This is a genomic window from Enterococcus sp. AMC1086, from assembly GCF_058216575.1.
The window spans coordinates 2921788-2944433 of sequence record NZ_CM177100.1 but is presented as its reverse complement, the minus strand read 5'-3'; the positions used below and the strand labels follow the sequence as shown (position 1 = coordinate 2944433).

At 36.9% G+C, this 22646-nt stretch carries 20 protein-coding genes; 16 read left to right on the top strand and 4 right to left on the bottom strand.

Annotated features, from left to right (window positions below; translation table 11 throughout):
• Position 1: 1 nt before the first annotated feature.
• Entirely contained in the window at positions 2-661 is a 660-nt protein-coding gene (locus AC4BC4_RS13855; protein WP_490476061.1) for a hypothetical protein, read from the top strand.
• Positions 662-1216: 555 nt separating this feature from the next.
• On the opposite strand, the gene fabI is transcribed toward AC4BC4_RS13855, so the two are convergent.
• Positions 1217-1969 carry an enoyl-ACP reductase FabI gene (fabI, locus tag AC4BC4_RS13850; RefSeq protein ID WP_490476060.1) on the bottom strand — a complete coding sequence of 251 codons (753 nt, stop codon included), beginning with the start codon at positions 1967-1969 and terminating at the stop codon, positions 1217-1219.
• Positions 1970-2272: 303 nt separating this feature from the next.
• Here fabI and fabF point away from each other — a divergent pair, with 303 nt between their 5' ends.
• Together fabF and fabZ are read left to right on the top strand one after the other, a co-directional pair.
• The gene (fabF, locus tag AC4BC4_RS13845) at positions 2273-3511 is read left to right on the top strand and encodes a beta-ketoacyl-ACP synthase II (RefSeq protein ID WP_490476059.1); all 1239 of its coding nucleotides are present in this window, start codon (positions 2273-2275) and stop codon (positions 3509-3511) included.
• A 2-nt stretch (positions 3512-3513) separates the two neighbouring features.
• Entirely contained in the window at positions 3514-3948 is a 435-nt protein-coding gene (gene fabZ, locus AC4BC4_RS13840) for a 3-hydroxyacyl-ACP dehydratase FabZ (protein WP_010762460.1), read from the top strand.
• 96 nt (positions 3949-4044) lie between these two features.
• Here the strand turns inward: fabZ and AC4BC4_RS13835 are convergent, their stop codons facing one another.
• Positions 4045-5721, bottom strand: coding sequence for a PucR family transcriptional regulator (locus tag AC4BC4_RS13835; protein WP_490476058.1), 1677 nt, complete (start codon positions 5719-5721; stop codon positions 4045-4047).
• Between the two features lie 440 nt (positions 5722-6161).
• On the opposite strand from AC4BC4_RS13835, the gene AC4BC4_RS13830 reads away from it, so the two are divergent.
• The 5 genes from AC4BC4_RS13830 (at position 6162) to AC4BC4_RS13810 (ending at position 10122) form a co-directional block, all read left to right on the top strand.
• Positions 6162-6299 carry a hypothetical protein gene (locus AC4BC4_RS13830; protein WP_490476057.1) on the top strand — a complete coding sequence of 46 codons (138 nt, stop codon included), beginning with the start codon at positions 6162-6164 and terminating at the stop codon, positions 6297-6299.
• Positions 6300-6321: 22 nt separating this feature from the next.
• Entirely contained in the window at positions 6322-7470 is a 1149-nt protein-coding gene (locus AC4BC4_RS13825; RefSeq protein WP_490476056.1) for an ankyrin repeat domain-containing protein, read from the top strand.
• Positions 7471-7507: 37 nt separating this feature from the next.
• Positions 7508-7978 (top strand): nucleoside deaminase, encoded by a 471-nt coding sequence (locus AC4BC4_RS13820; protein ID WP_490476055.1) that lies wholly within the window; start codon positions 7508-7510, stop codon positions 7976-7978.
• 272 nt (positions 7979-8250) lie between these two features.
• Positions 8251-8814 carry an elongation factor P gene (gene efp, locus AC4BC4_RS13815; protein WP_069647519.1) on the top strand — a complete coding sequence of 188 codons (564 nt, stop codon included), beginning with the start codon at positions 8251-8253 and terminating at the stop codon, positions 8812-8814.
• Positions 8815-8958: 144 nt separating this feature from the next.
• On the top strand, positions 8959-10122 hold the full coding sequence (locus AC4BC4_RS13810; protein ID WP_490476054.1) for a cation:proton antiporter: 1164 nt from the start codon (positions 8959-8961) through the stop codon (positions 10120-10122).
• 60 nt (positions 10123-10182) lie between these two features.
• Here the strand turns inward: AC4BC4_RS13810 and AC4BC4_RS13805 are convergent, their stop codons facing one another.
• A complete protein-coding gene (locus AC4BC4_RS13805) occupies positions 10183-11652 on the bottom strand; it encodes a peptide MFS transporter (protein ID WP_490476053.1) in 1470 nt (489 codons plus the stop codon).
• Positions 11653-11840: 188 nt separating this feature from the next.
• On the opposite strand from AC4BC4_RS13805, the gene AC4BC4_RS13800 reads away from it, so the two are divergent.
• From AC4BC4_RS13800 to AC4BC4_RS13770, 7 genes are all read left to right on the top strand, one after another.
• Positions 11841-12227: a YbgA family protein gene (locus AC4BC4_RS13800; RefSeq protein WP_438758237.1), complete on the top strand. Its 387-nt coding sequence runs from the start codon at positions 11841-11843 to the stop codon at positions 12225-12227.
• 203 nt (positions 12228-12430) lie between these two features.
• A complete protein-coding gene (locus AC4BC4_RS13795) occupies positions 12431-13267 on the top strand; it encodes an ABC transporter permease (RefSeq protein ID WP_438758238.1) in 837 nt (278 codons plus the stop codon).
• Entirely contained in the window at positions 13260-14039 is a 780-nt protein-coding gene (locus AC4BC4_RS13790) for an ABC transporter permease (RefSeq protein WP_490476052.1), read from the top strand. Before AC4BC4_RS13795 ends, AC4BC4_RS13790 begins: the two co-directional genes overlap by 8 nt.
• Positions 14040-14095: 56 nt before the next feature.
• Positions 14096-15136, top strand: a complete 1041-nt coding sequence (locus AC4BC4_RS13785) for an ABC transporter ATP-binding protein (protein WP_438758240.1) — start codon at positions 14096-14098, stop codon at positions 15134-15136.
• A gap of 27 nt (positions 15137-15163) precedes the next feature.
• Positions 15164-16228 (top strand): ABC transporter substrate-binding protein, encoded by a 1065-nt coding sequence (locus AC4BC4_RS13780; protein ID WP_438758241.1) that lies wholly within the window; start codon positions 15164-15166, stop codon positions 16226-16228.
• A 22-nt stretch (positions 16229-16250) separates the two neighbouring features.
• Positions 16251-17990: an adenine deaminase gene (locus AC4BC4_RS13775; protein ID WP_490476051.1), complete on the top strand. Its 1740-nt coding sequence runs from the start codon at positions 16251-16253 to the stop codon at positions 17988-17990.
• Entirely contained in the window at positions 17974-19293 is a 1320-nt protein-coding gene (locus AC4BC4_RS13770; RefSeq protein WP_490476050.1) for an amidohydrolase, read from the top strand. The genes AC4BC4_RS13775 and AC4BC4_RS13770 overlap by 17 nt, the downstream gene beginning before the upstream one ends.
• Before the next feature lie 413 nt (positions 19294-19706).
• Here the strand turns inward: AC4BC4_RS13770 and AC4BC4_RS13765 are convergent, their stop codons facing one another.
• Complete coding sequence (locus AC4BC4_RS13765; protein WP_490476049.1) at positions 19707-20810, bottom strand: NAD(P)/FAD-dependent oxidoreductase; 1104 nt, start codon at positions 20808-20810, stop codon at positions 19707-19709.
• A gap of 160 nt (positions 20811-20970) precedes the next feature.
• Between AC4BC4_RS13765 and AC4BC4_RS13760 the strand changes: the two genes are divergently transcribed.
• On the top strand, positions 20971-22620 hold the full coding sequence (locus AC4BC4_RS13760) for a peptide ABC transporter substrate-binding protein (RefSeq protein ID WP_490476048.1): 1650 nt from the start codon (positions 20971-20973) through the stop codon (positions 22618-22620).
• Positions 22621-22646: the final 26 nt, after the last annotated feature.

The following is a 22646-nucleotide window of genomic DNA, read 5'->3' as shown; positions in this document are numbered from 1 at the left end:
TATGAAAAAGAGTAAAGTAGCAGGATTAGTAGTAGCTTCAGCGGCCGTTTTATTGAGTCTTGGCGCATGTTCTGAACAAAAAGGAGAAATTATAGATGAACAATTAGTCAGTTCATCAGAAACAGCAGATGGTTCGATCCAAGAGGATACCTATTCATTGAGTGAAGACGGTGATTTTAAGGACATCGAGATTGGAAATAAAAATGCATTAGTTATCGATAAAGCTAAATATGATACAGATTGGTCAGATACTAGTTGGCCAGGTGTTACATTATCAATAGATGAAGCAAAAGTTGTTCAAGTTGAAAAATATAAAGATGATCAAGAGCACGAATACAAAGGCTTATTAGCATTAGAGTTTAAACTTAAAAATGATAAAGATAATAAAGACCTTCATATTCATCCAGGACAAGCAACCTTAGTTTTAGAAAATGGTGAAGAAATAAAAGGAGAACATTTCGACGATTATTGGGATGATTTTTTTGCCAAAGATGAGCAAAAGGACGGACATGTTTTCTTCAAGTTTAAAGAGATTGATAAAATAAATGAAATCAAAGAAATAAACTTAACTTTCGATGGAACTTATGGTGAAAAAGATAAGGATCTTGGAACAGTAGATCATCACTATGATGTGAAATTACCACTAGAGCTAAAAAAATAAAAAGCATATTATCCTTGTTAAAGGTGATTGAATGAATCGATCGTCTTTAACAAGGTTTTTTTGAAGAGATTACCTGAATTAAAGAGCGAACCATAGAAATGAAGGAAAATGATGAAATTGTTTCGATCAATCAAATTGGAAAGTCTAAACTCGCTGTAAATAGTCCTATAGAACGACCAATAGCTACGCTTCCTCTACATGAGATCATAGAGATAAACCTACAATTTGGCATCATAAAAAGTTCAGTACAATACAAATCAACGTAGATGGAGCATTTCGAAAAGTGTTAGATCTAGAAAATGAGGAAGAGTCAGTTGAGACTATTCGTAATCAAGCCGAAAATATTCCTTTATTTTTTATGGGAAAATAAGATAGTAAAAGTAGAGCGAGATTGATTGTTCACACTCTTTTTTTCTAAAAATAACTCTTGATTTATAAAACTATGTAATGCATCAGGAAGTGTAATATGGATTCACCTTTAATAAACTGTGGAAGCAGAAGCAATCCTTCTTTATTTTTTTTGATTGCTTCTGTTCCAGCCGGTTCATTGTTTAATTACGTTAAATGAACGCCTTTATCCACATAGATAATATCGCCCACAATCCCAGCAGCTAATTCACTAACTAAAAATGCACAAGTATTGCCGACTTCTTCGATCGTAACACCCGCTTTATCAGGAGTGCGGTCTTCTGAAATTTTGATCAACTGATCGTAATCCTTTACGCCTGTGACAGCTAATGTTTTGATCGCACCAGCTGAAATTCCATTTACACGAATTTTATCTACTGCAAATTCATACGCTAGATATTTTACGGCTGTCTCCAAAGATGCTTTGGCGATGCCCATCATATTGTAGTTTGGAATTGCTCTTTCAGAACCTAAATAGGTCATCGTAACAATTCCTGAACCTGGATTCAACATTGGTTTAGCCTGTTGTGCAACAGCTAAAAGTGAGTAACTGCTAATATCTTGAGCTAATAAGAACCCAGAGCGGCTGATATCACTGACATTCCCGTCTAGTTCTTCTTTTTTAGCAAAGGCGATAGCATGTACTAATCCATCGATTTTATTGAATTTTTCTTGGATCGTTTGGAAAGCTTGAGCGATTGATTCATCAGAAGCAACATCACATTCCACCAATAAATCTGTTGGTTCAGCTAATTTTAATAATTGTTTTTTCATTCGTTCATTTTGATAGGTGTAAATAATATCAGCACCTTGTTCTTTTAAAGCTTTGGCACATCCCCAAGCAATACTTCTTTTGTTGGCTACGCCCATCACGACGACTTTCTTATTTTTTAGAAACATATGATTTTTTTCCCCTTTTATAATTATTTTTAGTGTGTGAAAAAGGTCTCGCATCTTAATAAAATCTAACGAGTTGATTTTATTTGAGTTGACGGATAAAATTGCAACTGGTATTATCTGTTTGAGAATAATAAAAAATTCTTGAATTGATAAACGACACATTTACAGACATTTTATCGGATGTCTGAATTATTAACCAAAATACTTTGAAAGTCAAACTATTTTACTTAAATTTAAACAAAAAAGTGTTGGTTAAGCATGTTTTTTTTGATTTGATAGTCAAAATAATAGCGGAGGTGCAAGATGAGACGAGTTGTAATAACAGGAATGGGAGCGGTGACTCCTTTAGGAAATACGGTAAAAGAGTATTGGCAAAATCTAGTCAATGGAAAATTAGGAATTGCAAAAATCACTAAGTTTGATTCCGAAGATACAGGAGTTGCACTTGCAGGGGAAGTAAAAGACTTTGACCCAAGTGAAGTTCTTGATCGCAAAGAGCAAAAACGGATGGATCTCTTTTCTCAATATGGTGTCGTTGCGGCAATGGAAGCCTGGAAGATGAGTGGTTTAGTGCCAGAAACGATTGATCCAAAGCGCTTTGGTGTAATCGTTGGTAGCGGTATTGGCGGTATGACAACCTTACAAGATCAAGTCAGAGTCATGGATAAAAAAGGTGCCAAACGCGTAACACCATTCTTTGTACCAATGGTGATCGCTAATATGGCATCGGGAAATATCTCCATCAAATTAGGGGCAAAAGGACCTTCTCAAACGATCGTTACAGCTTGCGCGTCAGCAACGAATGCAATCGGTGAAGCATTCCGTGCGATCAAATATGACTTGGCTGATATGATGATTACAGGTGGAACAGAAGCGACGATTTGTGAAATCGGAATTGCTGGATTTGCTGCGTTGAGTGCATTGAATACAACAGAAGATCCAACAAGAGCATCGATTCCTTTCGATAAAGAAAGACATGGTTTTGTGATGGGCGAAGGTGCGGGCATGCTGATGCTAGAAGAGCTTGAACATGCACAAAAACGTGGTGCGACGATTCTAGGTGAGATCGTAGGTTATGGTAGTAATTGTGATGCTAGTCATATGACAGCGCCGTTAAAAGATGGCAGCGGTGCGGCAGATGCCATTGAATTAGCTTTAGCAGAAGCTAAAATCAAGGCGACTGATATCGGTTATGTCAATGCTCACGGCACTTCAACACCAGCAAATGATGCAGCTGAAACGGCTGCCTTGAAACGAGTATTTGGTGAACGTGCGTATGATATTCCAATTTCAAGTACGAAAAGCATGACAGGGCACCTTTTAGGAGCAGCTGGCGGAATCGAAGCAATTGCTTGTGTGAAGACCTTGCAAGAAGGTGTTGCCCATCCAACAGTAGGCTATGAAGTAGCAGATCCAGAATGTGATTTAGATTATGTAACAGATGGTTCACGCCCCGTAAAAGCAGAATATGCAATCAGCAATTCGTTTGGCTTTGGCGGTCATAATGGCGTTATTTGTATGAAAAAATGGGAGGAAAATTAACAATGACAAGACTAATGAATGCAACAGAAATTATGGAAATGATTCCAAACCGTTACCCAATTTGCTTTATCGACTACGTGGATGAAATCATCACGGATAAAAAAATCATTGCAACAAAAAATGTAACGATCAATGAAGAGTTTTTCCAAGGTCACTTTCCTGGAAATCCAACGATGCCAGGTGTATTGATCATTGAAGCATTGGCGCAAGTTGGCTCGATTTTGATTTTAAAAATGGATCAATTCAAAGGTGAAACAGCCTATATCGGTGGAATCAACAAAGCAAAATTCCGTCAAAAAGTTGTTCCTGGTGATGTGCTAAAATTACATTTTGAAATCGTCAAAATCAGAGATTATGTTGGAATCGGAAAAGCAACTGCTTTTGTTGAAGATAAAAAAGTTTGCGAATGTGAATTAACTTTTATTGTAGGTAGATAATCAAATAAACAAAAATAGGCTGATACAGAAGTGTTTATCAGCATTTAAAGGGTGAAACAAAAGCGAATGTTACTTTTGTTCCACCCTTGTTTTGTTTTAATGATGCAATTCGTATAATTTCAACGCTAATTGTAATGCAAATGTATTTTTTTCCTGTTCTAAATCAACTGGTATAAGCCCTTTGATTTTTCCAATTCGATAAAGTAAGGTATTTCGATGAATAAATAGGGCTCTGGAAGTTGTCGCAATATTTAAATGATGAGCCAAGTATGCCTTTAATGTTGGTGTAAAACTTGTTTTATTTTCATGATCATAGGTTAATAACGTGTTCAAATAATGAGTGTAGAATTTTTTTCCTTGCTCTCTTGAAATTGAATCGATCAAAAAAGAATCAAAGTAAAAATCATTAAAAAAATAAATTTTTTCTTTTTTTTCGTCATCCTCAAGCAGTTGGATGACTTTTTTTGCTTCTTCAAAACTTTGAGATAATGCAAGTATTGGTAAAGTCGAACCAATAGTACAGAAAATTTCTCGTTCTGATTGTCCTTGTTGCTTTAAATATATTCGGATTCGTTCAGCAGTATCAAATAGTTCATTATGTGTTTTTGACTTACTCAATTTTGGATCAGTTCCAAGGAGCATAACTAACTGATTCTTTCGGCTAAACAAATGAAGATGTGGGAATCGTAAGGCTGTATAAGTTGTCAATGATGATAACAAACTTTTCATTTGGCGATCTTCTACTTGTTTTTTTTGCATCAATGAATCAGTTTCATGACCGAACGTCTGAACCGATAGAATCAAAATAGTATAGTGTAACGTTGGATCGATTGCTGTATCATAGGCAGTCAAAGTATCTAAATCTTTGATCTGACCCGATAATAATTGGTCAAAAAAGTCACGACGAATTCGATTTTCTGTTCGCTCAATTTCAAACTGTCTCATTTCTTCCAAGGCAAATGCCATCGAACCATTTTCTAGCGCCACATAATCGAGATCTATCAACGGGCGCTCTACTTGATAAACTAAAATAAAACCATAATGAATCGTATCGAAAAAAACCGGCATGATCACGCAAGGATATTCTTGCTCCTCGAAAAAAAGCGCTCGAGTAATCGGTTTTTGAATTCGTTCAAAATTTTTTGGTAAATCTGTAATAGTTTCGATTGGAAAAGTAAAAACGTCTCCCTCTTTTTTGATAGTTGCTTGAATCAAGGGCTGCTCTTTGTCGCTGACAGCATACACTGACCATTGTGTATCAACTAAAACAACAGGGTTATTGACCATTTCAGCCAAACTAGAAGCAATTTTTTTCATTCCACCACCATGTAAAGAAATGTCAAAAAATTGTGAATGAATAGCTAAAGACACTTGATTCAGCTTATCCATTCGACCAGATAGCTCGGCCATGACACTATTCATGATTTTTGAAAATGCCATTCCATAAGGGATTTCTATAAGCGGCAAATTTAATTCATCGGCTAATACGCGCATAGAATCTGGGATTTCTTTTAAATAAATATGTGGTTTGATACATATTGCTGAACAATTAATTTCTTTAAAACGTTGAATAAAGTTCCTTTGGACTTTAGAATTTTCACTAAAAAAATACCCGGAAGTAATGAGTAGTTCTCCTGCTGACAACCAGTCAGAGGCATCCGGATTATCTAAAATATTCACACCAGTGATTGTATTTTCAAGTCCTTTTTCTCCTGCGACTAACTTAAACGTTTTGAAAGGTGCAAGTTGTAAAAAGTTTTTGACTGTTAACATGCTACACCGTCTTTCTAATCCATAATTTTCGTTACCTTAACTATAGGACAATTGGTTAAAGTATACAACTGCAAAAGAAAATATTCAGCTACTCTATCTGTAGATGAAAAAGTTTTTTTAATGTAAATTGAATAGTGTAAAGAAGAAAATAGACTAAGGAAGTGAGCGAGACACGTACGCATCGATCCCTTTCAGGGGCTCAATATTTCTTAAATAAGATTCACAACAAACAATAGAAAAAAGAAGTTCATAGTGCTTTTAAACGAATCATAATTATATTGTGTGATATTGGAAGCTTGTATACGTTAGCTGCAGGATAATTGGATAATGCGTCCAATGCATTGCGCGTGGTACTATTCTCAAATTGAATTTTTCGAGGGAACAAGCGTATAGAGCTGCTTGCTGGTTCGCTACGGCTGCTGGAATGGGACAGAATTTGAATGGATATCAGCAGAATCGAAGGAAAGCCGAATAGCACGATCCAAACATTAAATTTTATAGGCATTCGATCAGGATTCACACCTCCGCCATTGGAAGCTTTTGAAAAAAATATCATTGGCTTTAGCGAACAACGATAGAAAATAGAAATGAGGAACAACCATGGACACAGATACAGTAAAAACAGATCGATCATTGCTTAGCGCGGTAAAACTAGGTCAGACAGAACAAGTTTCCAGATTATTAAACGAAGGGGATGACATTGCTTTGACTGATGAAAAAGGACGATCACCATTGATGATCGCGGTACAACAGAATAATTTTGTACTTGTCAAAAAATTGTTAGCTTTTGGTGCAGATGTAAACCAACGTGATGAGACACAACTCACACCGTTCATTTGCGCAGCTGCTAACGGATTTGACGAGATCGTAAGTGATATCCTCCAATCAGAGCGAGCAGATTTAGCTTCAGTCAATCGTTTTGGCGGTACAGCGTTGCTTCCATCCAGTGAAAAAGGCTATTTAAGAACGGTTCAATTATGTTTAGATGCAGGCGTACCAGTTAATCATGTTAATCGTTTAAGTTGGTCAGCGTTATTAGAGGCAGTTATTCTAGGTGACGGTGGTTTCTTATATAAAGATGTGATTCGTGAATTAATCCAACATCAGGCAGATGTCACTCGACTAGATGATACTGGTAAGAATGCTCTTGATCATGCGAGAGAAACAGCTAATGAAGAATTGCTCGCTATCTTGGAGAAAAAAGAAATTGAAGTGTCGGTTTTTCACGAGGTGCGAACGTCTTTAAGAAAAAATGAATTGTTACAAGCGTTAAATATATTGAAAGCACAAGATCAAACCGACTTAGAAGTTTTGTATTATCTAGGCTATACCTATCAACGCTTAAAAGACTATCCAACAGCGATTGCTTGTTATGAAAAAGCTTGGCGACATGATACACAATTTGCTTTTTATGTGGGAAACAGCTATCGAATGGCTGGTGAGACTGATAAAGCACTGCAAACCTATGATCAAGCCATCAAAACAGACAAAAGCTTTTTTTATCGTTACCATAAATCTAATTTTTTAAGAGAGTTAGGCCGTCATGAAGAAGCTGTGAAAATAATGGATGACTTGTTGGATGACTATCCTGAACGAGTTGATTTCTACTTTCACAAAGCAAACAGTTTACGCAGTTTAAATCGACAACAAGAAGCCATTGAAGCTATGGAACGAGCGATTCAACTCAACCCAGAAAATCCATTATTTTCAGAACACCGTGCCCAATCACTTCAATTAGTAAAAAACTAAGGAAATATATCGGAGATAAAGACAAAGGAGAAAAGCTATGAACTATATGAAAATGGCGGCAGAAGCGACAGTTGCCGCAATGGAAAAGAAATTTGGAGGACCTTTTGGCGCAACAGTCGTTAGAAATGGAGAAGTAATTGTTTCAATCGGTAATACGATGATGCGAGATACTGATCCGTCAGCACATGCAGAAATGGTTGCAGTGCGTGAAGCTTGTAAAAAGTTAGACACAATGGATTTGTCTGATTGCGAAATTTATGCAACGTGTGAGCCTTGTCCGATGTGTGTTGGTGTAATTTTATGGTCAGGAATCAAAACGGTCTATTATTCCAATACTAAAGAAGATGCTGCAAACCATGGTTTTTCAGATATGCATTTACGAAATTATCTAGACGGTACCGATCAATCACCATTAGCAATGATTCATACAGAAGGATGTCTTGAGTGTGATTCATTATGGCAAACGTTCGATGAAATCAATTCGAGTGACATAACAACTGATGTTTAGTCTGTCTTGGTGACTCTATTTAGCCAAATTTCATGTGATCGAAATAGGACTCAATGAGTTATTGCCCAATCATTTTTTTACGAAAATGGGATAGTTCAAGGTTTTACTGCAAAAAAATGAATCCAAATAACGTATTCTCTAGAATATCGCTTAGTAATCTGCTACAATGGTTGAGAAGAATTTTTTTAAGAAGAATCTCTAACACAGAGGGACTATACTAACGTTTCGATCAAGTTTTTCGGTCGAACCTTAAAGAAAGAGGAGAAAACAACATGATAGCAGTAAGTGATCTTAAAGCAGGTATGACTTTTGAACAAGACGGCAAATTAATCCGTGTAATGGATGCAAGCCACCATAAACCTGGTAAAGGAAATACCGTTATGCGTATGAAATTGAAAGATGTTCGTACAGGTGCCACAACAGATACGACGATGCGTCCAGACGATAAAGTAAAGAAAGCTTTTATCGAAAGCAAACCTGTTCAATATTTATACAGCCAAGATGATACAGCCAATTTCATGGACTTAGAAACCTATGAACAATACGAAATTCCAACTTCTGTGATCGAATATGAATTAAAATATTTACTAGAAAATATGGAAGTAAAAATCCAATTCTACGGATCAGAAGTGATCGGTGTAACATTGCCAACGACAGTTGTTTTAAAAGTAAAAGAAACACAACCATCTATCAAAGGAGCGACTGTTTCAGGTTCTGGTAAACCAGCAATCATGGAAACAGGCTTAGTAGTTAATGTTCCTGATTTCATCGAAGCGGATGAATTATTAGAAATCAATACACAAGAAGGTACGTATTTAAAACGTGCATCTAAATAATCAAACAAAAATAGCTGACAGGTGAGAAATTGATCTGTCAGTTTTTTTATTCTGTTGCTCGTGTAATAAATCCTTTGTAATTACTAAACTCAATTCGCATGGTACAATAAGTTATCTATTTTACAAGTAGAAAGGGAGAGAAATATGGATTTTTTATTGACATTGTGTCTAGTCTTATTATTTACAAAACTTGCTGGACATTTTTGTAATCGAGTGGGAATTCCTTCTGTTATTGGGGAATTGTTAGTTGGGATTTTAATTGGCCCAGCATTATTAGGTTGGATTAAACCAGATGATTTTATGCATTACTTTTCAGAAATCGGTGTTATTATTTTAATGTTTATTGCAGGGCTGGAAAGTGATCTGGACTTATTGAAAAAATATTGGCGGCCAGCCTTATCAGTCGCGCTTTTAGGAATTGTTTTTCCTGCAGCAATGGGGTTTGGTGTAGGAGAAATATTTCAATTTTCCATGCAGAATTCGCTTTTTTTAGGCGTTCTTTTTAGTGCTACATCTGTTAGTATTTCGGTTCAAGTGCTGAAAGATTTGAAAAAAATAGACAGTGAAGAAGGTGCAACCATCCTTGGTGCGGCCGTTGTTGATGATATCGTTGTCGTGTTGATTTTAGGAATTATGTTAAGTTTGATGAATCGTTCTACACCAGGTGAAGGTCTACCAATGTGGGAAGTTTTACTCTTGAAAGTCTTCTTCTTTGTCGCAATTTTTGCAGCCAGCAAGTGGCTAGTTCCGTGGCTTTTGAATATGAGTAAAAAATTGATTGCGATCGAAGCTGTTTCTGCGATTTCCTTAGTTATTTGTTTAGGTTTTGCTTATTTTGCAGAGATGCTGGATATGGGGGCGATCATCGGCGCATTTTTTGCAGGTGTGGCAATTGCTCAAACGGATTATCGTAAACGCGTAGACGAGAAGTTAGAGACGATTGGCTATACAGTATTTATTCCGATGTTTTTTGTTTCTATTGGGCTGAATATGACCTTTGTTGGTATGTCAAAGCATTTTCTTTTTATTGTCGTTTTAACAGTTGTTGCAGTGTTATCGAAATTATTAGGTGGCGCTTTAGGTGCCCGTGTAACTGGATTCAAAGGAGTTTCTACTATGATCATTGGATCCGGAATGGTTTCAAGAGGTGAAATGGCATTGATCATTGCCCAAGTAGGATTGACCTCAAGTTTTCTTTCTGAAGAGTATTATTCTTCTGTGATCATTGTGATTATTGCGACGACGATTATTGCACCATTGTTGTTAAAAGCCACGATCATGAGACAAGAGAAACAACTTAACTATTAGAACAAAAAAAGTTTCCACCAAAGAAGCATGAAACGTGCTTTGGTGGAAACTTTTTTAATTTTAGTGGATCGAACCCATTAGTCTTTTGATTGGTTTTTTAGAAAGAATCAATAAAATACCAGCAATCACTGCAACAATTCCGACGATACCAAAGTACGCTGACTCAGTTTGAGGGGTATAAAACCGCGCGATTTGAGCGTTGATTGCTTGTGAAGCAGCATCTGCTAATAACCAAATTGCGACAGTCTGAGATTCAAATGCTTTAGGAGCAAGTTTCGTTGTAATCGACAGACCAACTGGAGAAATACACATTTCGCCTACGATCATAATAAAGAAACTAAAGAATAACCACAACGGACTCACTTTTGTATCAGTACCATAAAGTAGACCAGGCAACATCAAAAGAACAAACGATAGGCCAGCAAAAACTAATCCTAAAGAAAATTTTACGACAGTTGAAGGTTGTTTTTTTCCTAATCTCGTCCATAAAGTCACGAAAACAGGTGTTAAAACAACGACGAAAATTGGATTTAAAGATTGGAACCAACTAGGTGCAATAGAAAAACCAAATAATGTATCATTTGTCCGTTCATCGGCAAATAATGCTAAAATTGAAGAACCTTGTTCTTCTAACGACCAAAAAACGATTCCAGCCAGAAATAATGGAATATAGCCAAGAACTCTTGGTTTTTCTTCTGGCGTCACGTCTTTTGAGGTCAGCATCTTGATAAAATAGTAGACAGGCAAGAAAATTCCTAAAACACTAACACTGTTGATAAAGAAGCCAATTGTTAAATAGCCCATCATAAAGGCCCCACCAAAAAGGGCAATGACAAAAACAAGAGCAAGGAATAGTGATCGTATAAACTTTCTTCGTTCCTCAGGACCAATTGGATTCGTTGGTTGTAAGCCGATTCCAGCTAATGATTTTTTCCCTTGTAAATAGTATTGCAGCAAGCCAAAAAACATACCAAAGGCTGCAACGGAAAACCCGACATGGTAGTTATACGTCTGGCCTAATGTACCAACGATGAACGGCGCGATCAATGCACCAATATTGATACCCATATAAAAAATAGAAAAACCAGCATCACGACGTGTATCTGTTTTTGAATAAAGATGTCCGACCATACCAGAAACATTCGGTTTCAACATCCCAGTTCCGATCACGATCAGAAAAATAGAAACAAAGAGAGCTGCGATCCCAAAAGGTGTTGCTAAAACAATATGTCCGACCATAATGAAGAGTCCACCGGCGAATACCGTTTTTCTAGCACCTAACACTCGGTCAGATATCCAACCGCCAACAATACTGGACATAAAAACTAACGAGCCGTAAATCGACATAATTGCTAACGCAGTTTCTTTAGGTAAACCTAGTCCACCGTTTGCTACTGTATCATAGATATAATACAGTAGAATTGCTCGCATACCATAATAACTAAATCTTTCCCACATCTCAGTGAAGAAAAGAGTAGATAATCCTTTTGGCTGCCCCAAAAACGACTTATCTAATTGCTGCTCATCCATAAATAATAACCTCAATTCTTTTTAATAGTCAGAATAGTTGTTTAACATAGAGTTCTTAAAAAAATATATACAAAGTGTATTGTAAACTTTTACTCTTTTAACTATCATAAAGTTTAATGAGCATACTGTAAGAAAAACAGAGTTTATATTCATTTTTTTTTCATATAGAAAGAGAAAGGAAGAGTTTCTTGAAAATAATCGCGCAAAGACAGCAAGAATGGGCATCACTTAAGTATTTGATTTTATCAAAATCACAACCAGATTATAAAGCGATCCGAGCATTATTTGCTGATCACGAGTGGAACGAAAAAAAAGAACAAGCATTTCGAGGGTATCTACAGCATGCATTAGAGCAACCTGGGAAAATGGGTGATCGCTTAAATGCATATCAGCATGTTTGGGGATATTTCAAAAATAAAGTAACGGATATGGAGCGCATAAAATACCAAGAATTGATTGAAAACTTTTCTCTAGAGCAGGATGAGGTATTGTTTTTTTTAAAAGAATTAGCAATAAAGTATCAGGAAGACTATCTATTACAGTCAAGCTTGCTTTTTCCTAAAGAAGAGGAGTAACTAAATAATCAAAAAAAGCGATTCAAATGGCGTGAGTTTATATTACGTTCGTTAAAAATAGTTGGATCCGCTTTTTTTGTATGCATAAACTTGTTTTTTCGCCAATACACGAATGATTAATTATTAAAGTGAAAAAACATATTGAAATTAATCGAAAAAATGAGTATACTGAATCAGTGGAAAAACGAACGAGGAGTGTATAAATGAACAAGAATGTTCCGTATTTTATTGTAGCACCTGGAATGATTTTATTACTATTTTTCTTAATGATTCCTTTGGCTACAAGTATTTTGCCAACTATTTTTACAGATCAAGGGGTGACGTTGAGCAACTACCTCGATTTTTTTAAAGACGAATATAATCTATCCATCTTTTGGCGCACGATCAGAGTGTCATTGATCGTTACGTTTATTTCAATTTTATTAGGAATTCCAACTGCTTATTACATTGCTGGAGTTAGTAAAAAATGGCGTGGAATTTTAATGGCGATGACCCTATTTCCATTATTAACTAACTCGGTTATTCGCAGTTTTGCTTGGATCAATATCTTAGGAAAAACAGGCGTGATCAATACACTATTATTGAAAACAGGCCTGATCGCTCAACCATTGAATTTACTTTATACAGAATTTGCTATTATTATTGGGTCTGTTTATCTATTTTTACCTACGATGATCATGACGCTTGTTGGGGTCATGGAAAATATTGAAGGAGAAATGCTTGAGGCAGCAGAAACATTGGGGGCAAGTCCCTTCACAGCTTTTCGGAAAGTTGTTTTGCCGCTTTCAATTCCTGGAACAATCGTCGGAAGTATCCTAGTGTTTACTGGGACGCTGACAGCCTATACGACACCACAACTATTAGGTGGAAATCAGAAGATGATGATGTCGACCTTTTTATATCAAAAAGCCAATACATTAGGTGATTGGAAAGCCGCAAGTGTTTTAGCCTTGATCATGATCGTTGTAACCTTGATCGTTATGAAGGGACTCGATGTAGTCGCTAAAAAAGTTGATAGGAGAGAAGCAAATAATGCGTAAACAAAAAGGGATGACGCTGATTGCGATCCTAGTATTCTTATTTTTATTCTTACCGCTTTGCTTGATCGTTGTGACCTCTTTCGGGACAGCTGCGGCAATTCAGTTTCCAATCAAAGGATTTACGTTAGATTGGTATGCAAAAGCGTTACAATCAGATACCTTTATGAGTAGTTTTAAATTGAGTTTGATCATTGGTGTATTAGCGACGGTTTTAGCTTTGGTCGTAGGTATTCCAGCATCTTATGCACTGGCACGTTATTCCGTTAAAGGAAGAAACTTTATCAAAAGCTTCTTTTTATCCCCTACTGTGATTCCGGGAATCGTGGTCGGGTATACATTGTTTCAATACATTGTGATTAAATTAGGGTTACCGATTTTTCAAGGTTTATTGATAGGCCATTTTTTGATCAGTTTACCTTATATTATTCGTGTGGTCGGTTCGAGTATGGAACAATTGGACTATTCAATGGAAGAAGTTGCTTGGACGCTTGGATGTACGAGAACGCGCGCATTTATCCAGATTGTTTTACCAAATGTTTCTTCAGGTATTTTTGCAGCATTTATGTTGGCTTTTGTAAACTCATTTAATAATGTTCCTGTGTCGATGTTTTTATCTGGACCAGGAGTTACAATGTTACCGACATCCTTACTTAGCTATATGGAATACAACTATGATCCAACCGTCTCAGCCATTTCAGTAATGTTGATGTTATTGACAATGGGTTTAATGTTTTTGATCGAAAAAACATTAGGATTAGCTTCGATTGCGTAAATTAAAAAAGAGCAATCGTACATTTCGGACTTAAAAGGTAGAAAGAGGAGAAAATTTTGACTTTTGTTGATTTAAAAAAGATACGTGTCAGCTATGATGGCAAACAAGATATATTAAAAGATTTAAGTATTTCAATGGAAAAAGGTGAGCTGGTCTCATTACTTGGACCAAGTGGATGTGGAAAAACAACGACACTTCGAGTGATTGCAGGATTGATCAAGCCAAATGACGGTTCATTTGAGTTGGATACGGATGATTTGACCAAAGTACCTGTGCATAAGCGAAACTTTGGAATGGTATTTCAAAGTTATGCGTTATTTCCTCATTTGACGATTGCCGAAAATGTTGCGTTTGGGTTGAAATTACGAAAAGAATCAAAAGCGAGTACGAAAGAAAAAGTAGAAAAAATGTTGGACGTTTGTGGGTTAGAAAATCTTGGCGATCGTTACCCAAAACAACTTTCAGGTGGACAAAGACAGCGTGTTGCGTTAGCTCGAGCGTTGATCATTGAACCTAAATTATTATTATTAGATGAACCTTTAAGTAATCTAGATGCAAAATTAAGAGTAGCAATGCGCATCGAAATTAAACGAATTCAACAACAATTAGGTATAACAACTGTATTTGTGACCCATGATCAAGAAGAATGTTTTTCTATCTCAGATAAAGTCGCAATCATGAATAACGGTGTAATCGAGCAATACGACGCACCAGAAATGATTTACCGTTTACCAAAAACAAAATTCGTAGCACAATTCATCGGATTTGAAAATTTCTTTTCTGTGACGAAAACTGCTGAAGGTCAATACAAAAGCGAGAATGGACAATTGTTTACAACGACGAATCCACAGCCGCAAGCAATCGATACTGTCGCAACGATTCGCCCGGAAGATATTGAAATTGTGGAAGAAGCAACGGCGCCTTCGATTGAAGGTATGGTTGCCGTTCGAACCTTTTTAGGGAAAAGTTATCAGTATGAAGTTACAACACCACTTGGAAAACTATTAGTCAATGGAACGAGTGAACAGATTTATGACACAGGAGACAAAATCAACTTGGTGTTTCCGGCAGATAAACTAGTTGTATTAGAAAAATAAATGATAGATGAAGGGGATATAAACAAAATGAAAAAGAAACTAATGATCGGTGTTTTAGCGACAGCTACATTCCTAATGGCAGCTTGCGGGAATAGTGAGGCTAATCCTAAAGAAGAGAGTAAAAGCGGTAGCAAGTCTTTAGTTGTTTCTACCTTTGGCTTAAGTGAAGATATTGTAAAAAAAGATATTATTGCGCCTTTTGAAAAAGCAAATGATGCAAAAGTAACATTAGAAGTAGGAAATAGTGCAGATCGTTATACAAAATTATTGAATAACCCCAATGCCGGAATCGATGTGATCGAATTAGCACAAGCGAACGCAACACAAGGAGAAAAAGAAGGATTATTTGAAAAAATAACAGAAAAAGAAGTACCGAATATCAACGATTTAACAACAGGGGCAAAAGAAGTCTATGACAGCGGAGCGGGAATCCCGATTGCTGTTAATAGTATTGGTATCGTTTATAACAAAGAAAAACTAGGTAAAGAAATCACGAGCTGGGACGATTTATGGTCATCTGATCTTAAAGGAAAAATTTCGGTACCGGATATTTCTACGACAGCTGGACCATTGATGCTATATGTGGCTAGCGATCATGCTGATGTAGACATTACAACAGACAAAGGTAAAGCTGCTTTTGAAGCAATGAAAGAATTAAAACCAAATGTGGTCAAAACCTATTCGAAATCATCAGATCTTGCTAATATGTTCCAATCAGGTGAAATAGAAGTTGCTGTTGTTGCTGATTTCGCTGTAGATATCATTCAAGGTGCTTCTAAAGATGCAACATATGTTGTTCCTGAAAGTGGTACGTACGCAAATTACAATACAGTAAACGTACCTAAAAGTTCAAAAAATAAAGAATTAGCTTATACATTTGTCAATGAACGAATCAGTGAAGCGTCACAAAAGGCAAAAGCTATTTCACTAAACGAAGGTCCAACGAATAGTAAAGTGGAACTAGATGCAAAACAAGCAGAAAATAAAACATACGGTAAAGTAGCAGATCGAGCAAAAACAGTTGATTTTTCATTTATTAATGAAAATCTATCTGATTGGGTCGATCAATGGAACCGTACAATGAATCAATAATCAAGCAAGAAAGGCGATAAGTATGAAAGTAGATATGATTATTCAAGATGTTTGGGTTTTCCAAACGGCAACACAATCATTTGTAAAAAAAAATGTCTCTATTAAAGAAGGAAAATTTTACTATATTAGTACCTCTGATATGAATAACTTAACGTCTGAAACAATCATCAAAGCCGAGAATCGATATATGATTCCCGGCTTGATTGATGCCCATATGCATATTGAAAGCTCAATGACCACGCCAACGATTTTCTCAAAGGCTGTTTTACGTTACGGTGTGACAACGGTTGTGGCTGATGCACATGAAATGGCAAATGTGTTTGGTCTAGAAGGGTTAGATGAATTTATGAAGGCAGAAACCGAATTGGATATTTTTCACGCGATTCCTTCGTCTGTTCCTTCAACGACCCCTGAATTAGAAACGACTGGCGGGATTATTGGACTCAACGAGGTAGCAGAGTTATTGAAAAATCCCAAAATTGTTTGCTTAGGCGAAGCGATGAACTTTAAAGGAATTGCTTATGAACCAGAGTCGTTGATTCGACAAATTATTGATTTATGCAAAAAAGAACGACCAACAATGCCGTTAGAAGGTCATTGTCCTAAAATCTATGATGAAGAGCTAGCAGCTTTTTTGTTTAGCGGTATTACCTCGGATCATACCCATCAGTTTCCAGAATCGTTAAAAGAAAAAATCGAAGCAGGCGTTTTTATCCAATTCCAAAATAAATCGATCACCCCTGAAAATATGCAAGTTATCATAGAAAATGAGTTTTATGAGTATGCCAGTATCATTACGGATGATGTGATGGCAGATGATTTGCTTCATGGCCATTTGAACGAAAACTTGAAAAAGGCCGTAAAAGCGGGTTTGCCAATCGAAAAAGCTATTTATATGACGACCTACACTCCAGCGAGACGGATGGGCTTTCATGATCGTGGAGAAATTGCGCCAGGTCGAATTGCAGACTTTATTTTATTAGATGATTTAGAAGATTTTACGTTTGATGCTGTTTATAAATCTGGTGAAAAAGTTTATGAAAAAGGAGCAAAGATCGAATATCCTAATGTGGTTGAGCCATTTCCAGCTAATTACAAGCAATCAGTTCACTGCAAACCACTGACTGTTACGGACTTAGTTATCAGAGTAGCAACGAACAAAGCGAGTGTTCGTTGTAACGTGATCCAAAAACAGGAAGTAGGCACATTCACTGAAAGAATCATCAAAGAAATTCCAGTGAAAAATGGGATATTACAATGGCAGGAAGCGGACTGTGCATTACTGATCGTGATGGAAAGATACGGTAAAAATGGCAATATTTCGCTATCGCTGATGGATAAACCGATCAGTGAAAAAGGCGCAATCGCAACCACTTGGGCCCATGATCATCATAATGTAATGGTCATGGGGAATTCAGTAGAAGATATCGTTCTTGCGCAAAATGAATTGTTAGCGATACAAGGCGGTTATATTGTTGTTTCAAATGGAGCGATCACCGGGAAATGTCCGTTGCCTATTGGTGGGATTTTATCCCAAGCGCCAATTGAAGAACTTGGTGAAGATTTACAAAAAGTCCGCGTAAGCATGCAGGCATTAGGGTATAAAAACATGAATGAGATCATGTCTTTTTCCACATTATCTCTGCCTGTCTCGCCTGCGATCAAAGTGACAGATATGGGAATGATGAATACGAAAACGCAAGAATTTTACCCATTGGTTTTCCCAGAAGACGGAGTGTTGCTGAATGAAGACTCTTATTAAAAATGTTCATGTACTTTCAATGGATCAACATTTTTCAGAAGTGAAAGATGGATTTGTGTTGATCGAAGACGATGTAATCAAGAAAATCGGCCATATTTCCGAACTGACTTCACAAACGATTGATGCTGATACAATAATCGATGGAAAAAATGGGCTGCTGATCCCAGGTCTAATCAACACCCATACACATGCAGGAATGATCCCCTTTCGCTCTTTAGGCGATGATGTACCTGATCGACTGCGCCGATTTTTATTTCCATTAGAGCAACATATGACAAAAAAATTAGTACATGCCAGCAGCGACTATGCGATTGCAGAAATGCTGTTGAGTGGTGTGACATCGTTTTGTGATATGTACTATTTTGAAGATGAAGTAGCAAAAAGTTCTAAAAAAATGGGCATCAGAGCACTTGTTGGAGAAACAATTATTGATATGCCGACTTGTGATAGTTCAAAGCCATCTGGCGGATACGAGTACTGCGAACGCTTTTTAGAAAAATGGCAAAATGATCCATTAGTAACACCAATTATTGCACCTCATGCACCCAATACGAACAATTTGGAGACACTAAAAAAAATCGTAGCACTTAGCGAAAAATATAATGCCCCGATTACAATGCATGTCGAAGAAATGACCTATGAAATGACGGATTTTCAAGCGAAATATAACCAAACACCAATAGAATTTTTACAAACATTAGGGTATTTTGAGCGTGATTTTATTTTAGCTCATTGCATTTTAGCAACTGAAAGTGATTTAGATATCATTGCAGCAACAAATAAAAAAGCGCGTGTTGCTCACTGTATCGGTGCCAATACAAAATCAGCAAAAGGGGTAGCACCTGTTAAACAAATGCTTGAAAAAAATATCGTTGTCGGTCTAGGAACTGATGGGCCAAGCAGCGGTAATACTCTTGATTTATTTAGCCAAATGCGCCTGTTTGCTAACTTTCATAAAACGCATAATCAGGATCGTGCACTTTTTCCTGCGAAAGAAATTGTCCGCCTAGCGACCATGGGTGGTGCGGAAACCTTGGGATTAGCAGATCAAGTTGGCTCAATCGAAATCGGGAAAAAAGCAGATTTAACTTTGATCGAAACGGAATCTGTCAATATGTTTCCGATTTTCGATCCATACTCCGCCATTGTCTACTCAGCAAATGCCAGTAATGTTGAAGCCGTTTGGATAAACGGTCGACAGCTAGTCAGTGGAAGCAAACTGGTCGAACAAAAGCTGAAAACAATCAAAGAGACGTTATATAGTGAGATGGAGAATTTTGTAGTAGAAGCAAAAAAATTATAATAAAAAGTAAGTTTGGATTGAATATTTAAGCAGGGACTATGTTGTTGTCATAATGATACGAATAAAAGAGAAAGAAGATTCCAATCCATGATTTTCGGATTAGAATCTTCTTTCTCTCTAGATGTAAAGTTTTTTTTGTATAGAATAGTTGTTTTACTTTGGTTTAACAAACGATTGATTAGTAACACGTCTCTTAATTAAGACATATATACTAACGAATAAAGAGAGTGTGTCTGATATAGAGTAATTGAGAGTTTTTGTTTCTTGTGTTAAGTATTTTAGTTGCTGTATTTTTACTGTTACTGATTACTTTTCCTTTAGTTTGCTCATCTTTCTTATCACCAGTGGCAAGTTTAATGGCTGTTTCTTTTTTGTACTGAGTGCTAATAGTATCTAAGCGTTCTGCTTTGATTTTATTTAGATAAATAAGTATCGATAGACTTTTGATAGTCCTGCCAATCGCTTTTTGCTTCATTGAAATACTTAGCCAAAAGAAAACCAATATAAGGACCAGTTGTCAGACCAGAAGAACCTAAACCGCTAGCAACAACTGCAGTGGGATTGTCTGGTAAACAATTGAAAAAAGGAGCAAAATCTGATGTATAGGCACGTGTTCCAACACGATATGCAGCAGGATATGCTTCAAAAAAGGCCGATTCAGCCAGGAAATGGTCTGTTTTTTGTTGCAGAAGAGAAAATGCTTCTTTCGTTGGTGTTAAATCAAATCCACCATCATTCTCATGAGTTGCACCGATTAGAATCTGTCCGTTTTCAAAAGGAATCAAATCACTTTCTCCATCTAACATAGCTACGGGCCAATTGCCACTTTCTTTATACGGGGTTTCAAATGCTAGTAGTTGCCCTTTTTGTGCTCTAATATCAGTTTTATAACCAAGAGAGCTTAACAATGAAGGCAAGCCTGGGCCAGCACATATTGCTACTGCGTCAAATTCTTCTGTTTTATCAGGGGTTTGAACAAGCCATCGATCATGCATTCGATTAAGCTGAACTGAACCAATCTTCATGGAAATCATCTTTAGGATCGCCTGTTGTCTCAAAGTTTCTAAGTAGCTAGCTCCGTCTAATTTGCCGCCACCTGTGATAAATAAGGCTGGGGCAGCTTTTAATAGAGGCAGTTTTTTGGTGACTTGTTCTGCAGTCAATAATTGAATCTCTCCAATTTCAGGCGCCGTCTGTTTTCTTTCTTCTGCTAGTTGCATCAAAGACTCAAGTTCACCATTTTTTCTAAGAATCAAAGTGCCAGTTTGTTGATAGACATTTTGCTGTAAAGAAAAGTCCTGTACCAATTTTGGATAAAATGCAGCCCCATCTTTAGCGAGCTGGTACCATTTTTTGTTTCGTCGTTTTGAAAGCCAAGGGGAGATAATACCAGCACTGGCTTTAGTGGCTTGTCCGATCGGGTTATCATAAACTGTTACGTTATACTGTTTTAAATCAATGTAGTTGGCTAAGGTCAAACCAATGATCCCACCGCCGATGATTGCTAATTTTTTCATGAGTCGCTCCTTTTATATCCTTATAAAATCAAGTAATTCATTTTTACACAATTTTGTAGAGGGTGCAAGAAATTTTCGATGAGAAAGCGCTTATTCTTATGGTATGATAATAGATGTTATAATTTCAAAAATGAATTTTGACCATGTAGGAGGTTACTAAATGAGACATACAAGATTAGGGTATTTACTAGCTGCAGCAAGCTGTATCATCTTGCTTGGAGGATGTGGTTCTGGTAAAGACAAGGCTGGGGAAACGAGTCAAAAATCAGCAAACAACGAACAAACATTTTCAGTTGTTGCAAAACAAGAAATTCCATCGATTGATGCATCTGTCACAAATGATGTGGTCGGCTGGGGTGTATTGAAAAATACAGGTGAAGGGTTATTCCGTGCAGATAAAGAAGGAAAACTCATCCCCGCTGGTGCGACGGAAATGCCCAAAGTTAGTGAAGATGGTTTGACCTATACGTTTAAATTACGCGAAGAGGCAGTTTGGTCAAATGGCGATCCAGTTGTTGCGAAGGATTATGTTTATGGCTTTCAACGAACGGTCGAACCAAAGACTGCTTCAGAAGTTGCCTACCTATTTGAATCAATCAAAAATTATCAATCAATCATGGATGGAAAGATGCCAGCATCAGAATTAGGTGTAAAAGCATTGAACGACCATGAACTAGAAGTAACCCTGGAATCACCTGTACCCTATATGGAATCCTTATTATCTTTACCACCGTTTTTCCCGCAAAATGAAAAAATCATCAACGAAAGCGGTGAAAAATATGCAAGTTCAAGTGCGCATATGGTTTACAATGGACCGTTTTTATTGAGCGAGTTTGAAGGAGCAGGAACAGATACAAAATGGGCGTATGTGAAAAATGAGAAGTATTGGGATCAAGCCAATGTGACGATGGAAAAAATCAATTTTGACGTAGTGAAAGAAGAAGCGACAGCATTAAATCTATTTCAAGATGGTCAAACAGATGATATCGTCATCACAGGTGAGCTGGCGCAACAAATGATAGCGGAGCCTGCTTTTTTCTCTCAGGATATGTCTAACGCAACCTATGTAGAATACAATCAAACGAAAGAAGAATTTCAAAACGAAAATCTTAGAAAAGCGATTTCCTACGCGTTAGATCGTCAAACGTTGGTTGATCAAGTTTTAGGTGATGGATCGATCGCAGCGACAGGCTTAGTACCGAAAAATATGTCATTTAATCCTGAAACAGAGGCTGATTTTGTAAAAGATTCTGGAAATCATTTGAAATACGATCCAGAAAAAGCCAAAGAATATTGGACTAAAGCTAAAGCAGAACTAGGGATCGATTCCCTTAAAATCAACTTACTTTCATCGGATGCAGATTCTGCCAAAAAAGTGGTAGAATACATGCAAGGTGCAATTGAAGAAAACTTGAATGGCGTGACTGTCGATGTTTCGTCAGTGCCGCTTTCTGTTCGTTTAGAGCGTGGTAATAAAGGCGACTTTGATATGATTTTAGTAGGCTGGGGTGCAGAATACAACGATCCTAGTGTATTTTTAGAATTATTTGCATCAGATAATATCAATAATAGTGGTAAATATGGGAACAAAGAATTTGATAAATTCTTGAAAGCCTCTGCTACAACAAATGCAGGGGATCCAAAAGCTCGTTGGAATGATTTGATTGAAGCAGAAAATGTTTTAATGAATACGATGGGGGTTTGCCCAGTTTATCAAAAAGCTGAAGCACATTTACGTAATCCAAAAATCAAAGGGATAGTACCATCTGGCCCAGAATATGATTATAAATGGACATTCATTGAAAAGTAACTGAAAGTAGAAAAGGTGGGAATTAA

What these genes read in the sequence shown, in the direction of transcription:
- AC4BC4_RS13855 (WP_490476061.1), top strand. Translation starts at nt 2, where the DNA reads ATGAAAAAGAGTAAAGTAGCAGGATTAGTAGTAGCTTCAGCGGCCGTT.
- fabI (WP_490476060.1), bottom strand. Translation starts at nt 1,969, where the DNA reads ATGTTTCTAAAAAATAAGAAAGTCGTCGTGATGGGCGTAGCCAACAAA.
- fabF (WP_490476059.1), top strand. Translation starts at nt 2,273, where the DNA reads ATGAGACGAGTTGTAATAACAGGAATGGGAGCGGTGACTCCTTTAGGA.
- fabZ (WP_010762460.1), top strand. Translation starts at nt 3,514, where the DNA reads ATGACAAGACTAATGAATGCAACAGAAATTATGGAAATGATTCCAAAC.
- AC4BC4_RS13835 (WP_490476058.1), bottom strand. Translation starts at nt 5,721, where the DNA reads ATGTTAACAGTCAAAAACTTTTTACAACTTGCACCTTTCAAAACGTTT.
- AC4BC4_RS13830 (WP_490476057.1), top strand. Translation starts at nt 6,162, where the DNA reads ATGGATATCAGCAGAATCGAAGGAAAGCCGAATAGCACGATCCAAACA.
- AC4BC4_RS13825 (WP_490476056.1), top strand. Translation starts at nt 6,322, where the DNA reads ATGGACACAGATACAGTAAAAACAGATCGATCATTGCTTAGCGCGGTA.
- AC4BC4_RS13820 (WP_490476055.1), top strand. Translation starts at nt 7,508, where the DNA reads ATGAACTATATGAAAATGGCGGCAGAAGCGACAGTTGCCGCAATGGAA.
- efp (WP_069647519.1), top strand. Translation starts at nt 8,251, where the DNA reads ATGATAGCAGTAAGTGATCTTAAAGCAGGTATGACTTTTGAACAAGAC.
- AC4BC4_RS13810 (WP_490476054.1), top strand. Translation starts at nt 8,959, where the DNA reads ATGGATTTTTTATTGACATTGTGTCTAGTCTTATTATTTACAAAACTT.
- AC4BC4_RS13805 (WP_490476053.1), bottom strand. Translation starts at nt 11,652, where the DNA reads ATGGATGAGCAGCAATTAGATAAGTCGTTTTTGGGGCAGCCAAAAGGA.
- AC4BC4_RS13795 (WP_438758238.1), top strand. Translation starts at nt 12,431, where the DNA reads ATGAACAAGAATGTTCCGTATTTTATTGTAGCACCTGGAATGATTTTA.
- AC4BC4_RS13790 (WP_490476052.1), top strand. Translation starts at nt 13,260, where the DNA reads ATGCGTAAACAAAAAGGGATGACGCTGATTGCGATCCTAGTATTCTTA.
- AC4BC4_RS13780 (WP_438758241.1), top strand. Translation starts at nt 15,164, where the DNA reads ATGAAAAAGAAACTAATGATCGGTGTTTTAGCGACAGCTACATTCCTA.
- AC4BC4_RS13775 (WP_490476051.1), top strand. Translation starts at nt 16,251, where the DNA reads ATGAAAGTAGATATGATTATTCAAGATGTTTGGGTTTTCCAAACGGCA.
- AC4BC4_RS13770 (WP_490476050.1), top strand. Translation starts at nt 17,974, where the DNA reads ATGAAGACTCTTATTAAAAATGTTCATGTACTTTCAATGGATCAACAT.
- AC4BC4_RS13765 (WP_490476049.1), bottom strand. Translation starts at nt 20,810, where the DNA reads ATGAAAAAATTAGCAATCATCGGCGGTGGGATCATTGGTTTGACCTTA.
- AC4BC4_RS13760 (WP_490476048.1), top strand. Translation starts at nt 20,971, where the DNA reads ATGAGACATACAAGATTAGGGTATTTACTAGCTGCAGCAAGCTGTATC.